Consider the following 8,129-nt stretch of genomic DNA (forward strand, 5'->3'; position numbering starts at 1 on the left):
CAGTTCCTCGCCAATATCCGCGAGGTCGACGCCATCGCCCACGTGGTGCGCTGCTTCGAGGACGGCGACGTCACCCACGTCGAGGGGAAGGTCGACCCGGCGGCCGACATCGAGACGATCGAGACCGAGCTGATGCTGGCCGATCTCGACAGTCTGGAGAAGCGCGTCGTGGCGCTGGAGAAGAAGGCCAAGGGCTCCGACAAGGAGGCGAAGGAGTTCCTCGACCTCGTCAACCGGACATTGCCCCTTCTCCGCGACGGCAAGCCGGCCCGCCTCGTCGAGCGCAAGGCCGAGGAGGAGCGCCTGTTCCAGCAGCTCGGCCTGATGACGGCCAAGCCCGTCCTCTACGTCTGCAACGTGGACGAGGGCGACGCCGACAAGGGCAATGCCCATTCCGACGCCGTGATGGCCCGCGCCAGGGCGGAAGGCGCCGTCGCCGTGGTCGTCTCGGCCAAGATCGAGAGCGAGATCGCGGTGATGCCGCAGGCCGACCAAGCGGAGTTCCTGGAGGCTGTCGGCCTCGCCGAGCCCGGCCTTAACCGGGTGATCGGGGCGGGCTACGACCTCCTCGGCCTGATCACCTACTTCACGGCGGGCCCGAAGGAGGCCCGGGCCTGGACGATCACGAAGGGCACCCGGGCCCCGGCGGCGGCGGGCGTGATCCACTCGGATTTCGAGAAGGGCTTCATCCGCGCCGAGACCATCGCCTTCGCCGATTACACCGCGCTGAAGGGCGAGGCCGGCGCGCGGGACGCCGGCAAGCTCCGGCTCGAGGGCAAGGAATACGTCGTGCAGGACGGCGACGTGCTGCATTTCCGCTTCGCCAACTGAGCGGGTCATGGCCGGGATCCACTTCGAGGACTTCGCGCCGGGCCAGGTCATCGAGAGCCCGCCCCTCGCGGTCAGCCGCGAGGAGATCGTGGCCTTCGCCCGCGAATTCGACGCGCAGCCCTTCCACGTGGACGAGGCGGCAGCCAAGCGCAGCTTCGTCGGCACGCTGATCGCGTCGGGCTGGCACACGGCCGGCCTCGGCATGCGGCTCCTGCAGGCCCACGTCTTCCGCGGCGCCACCTCGATGGGCTCGCCCGGCATCAACGAGCTCGGCTGGGTCAAGCCCGTCCTGCCGGGCGACGCGATCCGGATCGTCGTGCGGGTCGAGGATTGCCGGCGCTCCGGCTCGCGGCCGGACCGGGGCTTCGTGCGTTTCTCCATGCAGGTCCTGAACCAGCGCGACGAGACCGTGATGGTCCAGGGCTTCACGGTGATCTTCGCGCGGCGCGGCGCCGAGCCCCTGCCGCCGCGCGCCGTCGCGCTCGCGGAGCCTCGGCCCGTCGAAGAGCCGGAGGACGCGGAAATCCTGCCCTTCCTGCGCGATGCCGAGATCGGCGCCACCCGCGCGCTCGGCCCCCACGTCTTCACGGCGGATGCCATTACGGCCTTCGCCCGCGCCCACGACCCGCAGGCCTTCCACCTCGACGCGGAGGCCGCGCGGCAGACCCATTTCGGCGGCCTCTGCGCCTCGGGCTGGCACACGGCGGCGGTGTGGATGAAGCGCACGATCGCGACCCGCGCCCGCGATGCCCGCTTCACGGCGGAGCGGGGTCCGGTTCCGATGCTCGGCCCCTCGCCGGGCTTCCGCGATCTGCGCTGGCTCGCCCCCGTCTACGCGGGCGATACGCTCTCCTACGCCGCGACGCTCACCGAGAAGCGCGCCTCCGAGAGCCGGCCCGGCTGGGGCCTCGCCACGATGCGCAGCACCGCCCGCAACCAGCACGGGACGGAGGTCTTCGCCTTCACGGGGACGGTGTTCTGGCAATGGGCGCCGTGACTCGGATCGGATCGTGATGGTCACCCGGCGCGGAGCGCCTGATCGCCCAGAGCTTGATCAAGGCCAGGAGCGCGGTCGGGAGCATGGTGAAGAGGGCGAGGATTGCCGCACTCTCCCGGATGTCGGCAGAGGACCATGAGCGACCCGCTCCGTCCGCCACCACTCGGTCGGGATCGAGCATCGGGGGCAGGTGGCAGAGGGCGGCGGCGACGTAGAAGAGGATCGGCACCGTGAGACGCTTCCGTCCGGCGGCCTTTGCGGGCAGGCGATCGCGCCGGGCGTAGGCGAACAGCGCGAAGCTCTGGAAGAACAGCCACGTGGTGAGGAACCACCCGAGGAAGTTCGACAACGGAACGCCGAAATAGCCGCCACCCTCGAACCAGATCCACGCCTTGCCGATCGTGGAGCTGGCTGGATCCATCACGACATCCCATTGCGTGATCGTGAAGGCCGCGACGAGGGGCGCGGCCACCAGCGTCGGGCGATCACGGGGGGCAGCGACATCCGAGTCGAGCAGCACGCAGGCGATGATCCAAGCCGGATAGCCGATTCCGAAATACAGCGGCCCGACAATGACCGGGATCGCGCCGACATGCGCCAGACCCTCGCCGACTCGGAAAGCGTAGCGGCCGAAGGGGAATCCTGTCGCCACGCCCAGATTCTCGATGGAGAAGGTGATGCCGCAGCAGATCGCGCCGAAAGCGGCAGCGCTCGCGACGCCGAGCGTGACGACCGCATGCCCCGCCAGGACGGCGATCGAGACAGCCGCCAAGACCTGCGCGAACGCGTCGGTTCTGCCGCCCTGATACACGACGCACGCCAGCAGCAGAAAGAGCATTCCGACCCGCGCAGCCCGCCACGAATGTGATATCATGGTCACTGCAATCGAAGGTTGATCAACGGAATCAGCTTCGATGATCCCTAGGATCCGTTGTCGGCAGACTCAATACGAGTCTGCTCTCGTCAGAACTTGCATGGGCGTTCCGTCCCGATCGATATCGAGGACGCGCGGCGTGCCGGGTCGTCCCGCCAATGCGCCGAGAACGGCATCGGGAGCCATCCCCTCGACCGGACGGCCATCGACCCGAAGCAGACGGTCCCCTCTGGCGATCGAGGCGACGAGGGGGATGCCGTGCCGTGACGCGACGGCGCCCACGGCATAGCCGGAGCCGTGGCGGACGAGGGAGAGGCCGGCAGCATCGAGGTCGTAGGGATCGGTCGGGCGTTGGCGCTGCCAGTGACTCAGGCCGGCGGCGTAATCGAGGGTGATCCGGAAGTCGTCGAGGACGTTGTTTCCGAGCCAACCCGCCACAGTCTGACCGACCCCGCCCTGCCATGCATCCCAGAAGACTTCGCCCAGAGCGGCTTCCGTGAACCGCCCTCCGAGGGCGCCGGTCCCGAGCACCCCTATGCCGGTCAGGCGAAGCGGCCCGAGGCCCAGTTCGGGCAGGCGCACGAGCGTCCCCTCGCGTTCGAGGGGGAGATCCGCCATGGCAAGGTTGCTGCGCCCGACCGCACCTTCGGCGCGATACCAATCCGGATGGCGCTTGAGCCAATCGGCCACCGTCCGGCCCCTCATCCACGTGTACGGAGAGCCGACATCCAGGACGAGAGGCACGGCCGCACCATCGACCCGCGCCTCCACGACAGCGACTCCGGAGGTCGGAGCGACATGGATCGGCACCGGAACGCCCTCCGGGCGCGGACCTGCCGGCGGCGCCAGCGTGACCGTGGCCGCGCGCGGGTCGAGCACGACGCGGAACGCGCGCAGGACGCCGGCCGGCAGCACGGCCTCGACCTGCCGCGGTGCGAACAGCAGGTCGAGAAGGTCTCGGCCGTCGAGGCGGCCCGCCCCGTCCACGATCGTGCGTCCCTCGACCGTGACGGTCAGCGGTCCCATGCGAAACCGGAAATCGCGGCCCTCGCCGATCCCGAGTTCACGATAGAGGCCCTCCGACAGAATCGGTGCGGCAGCCCCCATATTGAGCCAGACAGGGACGCTGCGCTCACTTCCATCGGGCCGGGTTACGGCAAGCTCCACGAGCCAGCGGCCGGAGGCGCGCCGCATCGGCAGGGTCACGCCATGCCCCGCATTGACGGCCCAGCCGATTTCGACGCGGCCGGCATCCGACGCGGGCGCGTTGCATCCGCTCGCCCCGGCACAGGCGACCAGGCAGAGGACATGCAGAGCACGCCGAGGAACGGGGGAGGCGAGGGGCATCGGACACGGATCTCCTGTCCCGGCCGGGAATGACGGCCGGGTCGCGAGCGTCTCGGTGCAGGGCTGCTCGGGTCAGCCCGCCCGGCGCAGGTCGTTGTCGGCTTCGGGGACATATTCCAGGAGGTCGCCCGGCTGGCAGCCGAGTTCACGGCAGATCGCCTCCAGCGTGGCGAAGCGCACGCCTTGCACCTTGCCGGACTTCAGAAGCGACAGGTTCGCTTCCGTGATGCCGACTGCGTGGGCGAGGTCCTTCGAGCGGCGCTTGCGCCGGGCCAGCATCACATCGAGACGGACGATGATCGGCATCAGACGAATCCGTTCCGGTCCTGCTCGATCGCGTGGCCGACACGCAGCAACTCCGCCACCACGACCAGCACGGCGGCGAGGACGAGCGCAGGGATCAGCGCACCCTGAAACCACGCGAGATCAACCCCGTTGCCGGCGATCCTGACGAGGGCGTGTCCGAGAAGCGGCCCGCCGGCGTAAGCCGCGAGCCACAGGGCCATGCGGCGCAGGCGTCGCGCATCGGACGGGGCAAAGGCGAGGCCGGCCGCGAGGTTCGAGAGCCAGCGGCGCATCTCGGCGAGGACGAGCAGGATCGGCCCCTTGCTCAGAATGAAGCTCGCCGCATAGGCGAGGCGGGTCGGCCAGGGAAGCGAGCCGAAGGATACCAACCCGTCCACACCGTCCGGACGCAGGCCGAGATAAGCTGCATCCGGCGCGAGCCAGAGAAGCGCACCGTCGAAGACGAGACCGAGGACGAAAATCGCGCCGAAGAGGACCGAGCCGGCCGCGAGCAGGCCATGGATCAGGTAGCCCACGCGGCAGGCAAGGATGCGCAATGAAGGATGCTGGCTCGACCCCGGTGCCGGTTCCGGCGGCTTCGGGACGGGAGGCAGGGCAACGACATTCGACATCGGGCGATCCTCCGATGCGCCCAGTCATAATTCGCAATTAATATCTGTCAAACGATAATTATGGAAAGGGGATCACGCAGCCCGCCGCCGCTCCGGATAGAGGGCGAGCAGCCCGTCCGCGCTCGGCTCCGCCACGCCGCGCTCGGTGATGATGCCGGTGACGAGGCGGGAGGGGGTCACGTCGAAGGCCGGGTTCGCCACGGGGCTGCCGGGCGAGACAACCTCGACCGTGGCGAAGCCGCCATCGGGCAGGCGGCCGGTCAGGTGGGTCACCTCGCGCCCGTCGCGCTCCTCGATCGGGATCTCGGCGACGCCGTCGGCGAGCGTCCAGTCGATCGTGGAGAAGGGGAGCGCCGCGTAGAAGGGCACGCGGTTGTCGTGGGCCGCGAGCGCCTTCAGGTAGGTGCCGATCTTGTTGCAGACGTCGCCGGTGGCCGTCGTCCGGTCCGAGCCGACGATGCAGACATCGATGACGCCATGCTGCATCAGGTGGCCGCCCGCGTTGTCGGCGATGACGGTGTGGGGTACGCCGTGCGCGTTGAGCTCGAAGGCCGTGAGCGCCGCGCCCTGGTTCCGCGGGCGCGTCTCGTCCACGTAGACGTGGAGCGGCACGCCCTGGTCATGCGCCACGTAGATCGGCGCGAGCGCCGTGCCCCAATCGACGGTGGCGAGCCAGCCCGCATTGCAATGGGTCAGCACGTTGATCGGCCGCCCCCTGGCGGCGGCCGCGTCGGCGAGGATCCGGGCCCCGTGCCGGCCGATGGCGTGGCAGCTCGCGACGTCCTCCTCGGCGATGCGCCCAGCCTCGGCGAAGGCGTGGGCGAAGCGCTCGGGCGCCGGGATCGGGCGGAGATGGGCCGAGACCCGGTCGAGGGCCCAGCGCAGGTTGATCGCGGTGGGCCGCGTCGCCGCGAGCGCCTCCACCGCCCGGTCGAGCCCCTCGTTCGAGGCATCCTCGCGCATGGCGAGCGCGAGCCCGTAGGCCGCGGTGACGCCGATCAGGGGAGCGCCCCGCACCACCATGACGCGAATCGCATCCGCCGCCTCCGCGAGGGTCGCGAGGCGCCGCACCTCGAAGGCGAAGGGCAGGCGGGTCTGGTCGATCACCTCGACGCTGACGCCGTCCCGGGCGGGCCAGATGGTGCGATAGGGCTTGCCGTCGATCTTCATGGGGCACGGTCTCGCATATCCCGCGCGCGAATGCACCCGCTCCGGATCGTGGCACCGAGGGCGGCAGAAACGTAACGGCCATAAGCCCTTGAACCCGCACGCGGTGAGGCTTCTTCAACCTTAAATGGCCGTTAACGGAATGGCCGTAGCGTCACGGCAGCGTTCCCTCTCTGTGCCCGGTCCCGCATGCGCTCGCTTCGCCGCTCCGCATCGCCCTACGACACCTTCGTCGACACGCTGCGGCCGTTCCTGGCGCGGCGCATGACGGAGCTCGGCGGCTTCCTGCTGTTCGGGGCGGCCGTCGCCCTGACCGTGGCGCTGGCGACGTGGTCGATCGACGACCCGAGCCTCAACCACGCCACCGACCAGCGCGCACACAACGTCCTCGGCGCGGCGGGCGCCGTGGTCTCCGACCTCGCCATGCAGCTCCTCGGCCTCGGCGCGCTCGCCTTCGCGCTGCCGCCCGCCCTCTGGGGCCTGCGCCTGATGCGCAGCCGCGACCTGCCGAAGGGCGGCCTGCGGATCGCCCTCTGGATCATCGGCTTCTGCGCCGCGAGCGCGGTGGCGAGCGCCCTGCCGCCGACCGCCCGCTGGCCGCTTCCGACCGGCCTCGGCGGCGTCACCGGCGACGCCTTGATGTCGGCCGCGCGCACGATCGTCGGCGCGATCTCCGGTCCGGCCGCGGCCCTCGTCGGCTTCGTCTTCGCCGGCATCGCCATCCTCAGCCTCACGGGGGCCTGCCGCGCCGGGGCGGGTCTCGAGGAGGACGACGAGGACGACGTGCCCTACCTCGCCGCCCGCGAGCCCGCCCGCCGCGCGCTGCCCGGCCGGACGGACGGGCGCCACGATTCGGACGAGCCGAGCCTCGGCATCGTCTCCCTCGGCGCCGTGGCCCAGGCCGTCATGCAGGGCCGGGCGGCGCTCGGCGCCCGCCTCGACGCGTGGCGGACCGGGCGGGACAGCGCGGACGGGCTCGCCTATGCGGGCGCCTCGCCGAACCTCGCCGCCCGCCGCGCCTTCGAGGCCGAGGAAGCGCCCTGGGCCGCCCACGCACCGGCAGCCCCCGCGGCGAGCCGCCGCGAACCCGTCTTCGACGACGAGCCGCGGCCGGCCCGGCGGCCGGCTCCGCCGAGCGAGCCGCTGCACGACGACCTCGACGAGGAGGCCGACGACCGGCCCGTCGCGCGCGCTGCCGCCGCCCCGGAGGAGGCTCAGCGCTCGCGGGTCTCGGCGCCGCACGCGGCCCCGATCCCGGCCCGGCGGCCGCTCCCGGCGCCGGATCCGCAGGATTACGACCATCCCGCCCTCGAACTTCTCGCCGAACCGCGCGGGCCCTCGGCGGCGAGCCTCGTCTCGGCGGACGCGCTGGAGCAGAACGCGACGCTGCTCGAAGCCACCCTCGGCGATTTCGGGGTGCGAGGCGACATCCTGGCCGTGCGGCCGGGTCCCGTCGTCACCCTCTACGAGCTGGAGCCCGCCCCCGGCACCAAGTCGAGCCGCGTGATCTCGCTCGCCGACGACATCGCGCGCTCGATGTCCGCCGTCTCCGCCCGCGTCGCCGTCGTGCCCGGCCGCAACGCGATCGGGATCGAATTGCCGAACGTCAGGCGCGAGACCGTGTACCTGCGCGAGTTGCTCGCCTCCGCGGATTTCGCGGAGACGAAGCACAAGCTCGCGCTGTGCCTGGGCAAGAACATCGGCGGCGAGCCGATCATCGCGGACCTCGCCCGCATGCCGCACCTGCTCGTGGCCGGCACCACCGGCTCGGGCAAGTCGGTGGCCATCAACACCATGATCCTCAGCCTGCTCTACCGGCTCAAGCCGGAGGAGTGCCGCCTGATCATGGTCGATCCCAAGATGCTGGAACTCTCCGTCTACGACGGCATCCCGCACCTGCTCTCCCCCGTCGTCACCGACCCGAAGAAGGCGGTCATCGCCCTCAAATGGGCCGTGCGCGAGATGGAGGAGCGCTACAAGAAGATGTCCAAGATCG

The 8,129-nt window shown here is 70.6% G+C and carries 8 protein-coding genes; 3 read left to right on the plus strand and 5 right to left on the minus strand.

What is annotated here, in order from left to right:
• Both ychF and E1J50_RS24800 read left to right on the plus strand, forming a co-directional pair.
• A partial coding sequence (gene ychF, locus E1J50_RS24795; RefSeq protein WP_132256747.1) for a redox-regulated ATPase YchF occupies positions 1–831 on the plus strand: 831 nt, incomplete at its 5' end.
• Positions 832–838: 7 nt separating this feature from the next.
• Complete coding sequence (locus E1J50_RS24800; RefSeq protein WP_132256749.1) at positions 839–1,828, plus strand: MaoC family dehydratase; 990 nt, start codon at positions 839–841, stop codon at positions 1,826–1,828.
• Here E1J50_RS24800 and E1J50_RS24805 read toward each other — a convergent pair.
• From E1J50_RS24805 to mtnA, 5 genes are all read right to left on the minus strand, one after another.
• The gene (locus E1J50_RS24805) at positions 1,794–2,666 is read right to left on the minus strand and encodes a carotenoid biosynthesis protein (RefSeq protein ID WP_132256751.1); all 873 of its coding nucleotides are present in this window, start codon (positions 2,664–2,666) and stop codon (positions 1,794–1,796) included. The genes E1J50_RS24800 and E1J50_RS24805 overlap by 35 nt on opposite strands.
• A gap of 105 nt (positions 2,667–2,771) precedes the next feature.
• Complete coding sequence (locus tag E1J50_RS24810; protein ID WP_132256753.1) at positions 2,772–4,049, minus strand: peptide-binding protein; 1,278 nt, start codon at positions 4,047–4,049, stop codon at positions 2,772–2,774.
• 72 nt (positions 4,050–4,121) lie between these two features.
• A complete protein-coding gene (locus tag E1J50_RS24815) occupies positions 4,122–4,355 on the minus strand; it encodes a helix-turn-helix domain-containing protein (protein ID WP_132256755.1) in 234 nt (77 codons plus the stop codon).
• Positions 4,355–4,966: a hypothetical protein gene (locus tag E1J50_RS24820; RefSeq protein ID WP_165937971.1), complete on the minus strand. Its 612-nt coding sequence runs from the start codon at positions 4,964–4,966 to the stop codon at positions 4,355–4,357. The genes E1J50_RS24815 and E1J50_RS24820 overlap by 1 nt, the downstream gene beginning before the upstream one ends.
• Positions 4,967–5,038: 72 nt before the next feature.
• The gene (mtnA, locus tag E1J50_RS24825; protein ID WP_132256757.1) at positions 5,039–6,136 is read right to left on the minus strand and encodes an S-methyl-5-thioribose-1-phosphate isomerase; all 1,098 of its coding nucleotides are present in this window, start codon (positions 6,134–6,136) and stop codon (positions 5,039–5,041) included.
• A 186-nt stretch (positions 6,137–6,322) separates the two neighbouring features.
• Here mtnA and E1J50_RS24830 point away from each other — a divergent pair.
• A partial coding sequence (locus E1J50_RS24830; protein WP_132256760.1) for a DNA translocase FtsK occupies positions 6,323–8,129 on the plus strand: 1,807 nt, incomplete at its 3' end.

Source organism: Methylobacterium segetis (assembly GCF_004348265.1).
Classification (GTDB): Bacteria; Pseudomonadota; Alphaproteobacteria; order Rhizobiales; family Beijerinckiaceae; genus Methylobacterium; species Methylobacterium segetis.

What these genes read in the sequence shown, in the direction of transcription:
- E1J50_RS24815 (WP_132256755.1), bottom strand. Translation starts at nt 4,355, where the DNA reads ATGCCGATCATCGTCCGTCTCGATGTGATGCTGGCCCGGCGCAAGCGC.
- E1J50_RS24805 (WP_132256751.1), bottom strand. Translation starts at nt 2,666, where the DNA reads ATGCTCTTTCTGCTGCTGGCGTGCGTCGTGTATCAGGGCGGCAGAACC.
- mtnA (WP_132256757.1), bottom strand. Translation starts at nt 6,136, where the DNA reads ATGAAGATCGACGGCAAGCCCTATCGCACCATCTGGCCCGCCCGGGAC.
- E1J50_RS24810 (WP_132256753.1), bottom strand. Translation starts at nt 4,049, where the DNA reads ATGCCCCTCGCCTCCCCCGTTCCTCGGCGTGCTCTGCATGTCCTCTGC.
- E1J50_RS24820 (WP_165937971.1), bottom strand. Translation starts at nt 4,966, where the DNA reads ATGTCGAATGTCGTTGCCCTGCCTCCCGTCCCGAAGCCGCCGGAACCG.
- E1J50_RS24800 (WP_132256749.1), top strand. Translation starts at nt 839, where the DNA reads ATGGCCGGGATCCACTTCGAGGACTTCGCGCCGGGCCAGGTCATCGAG.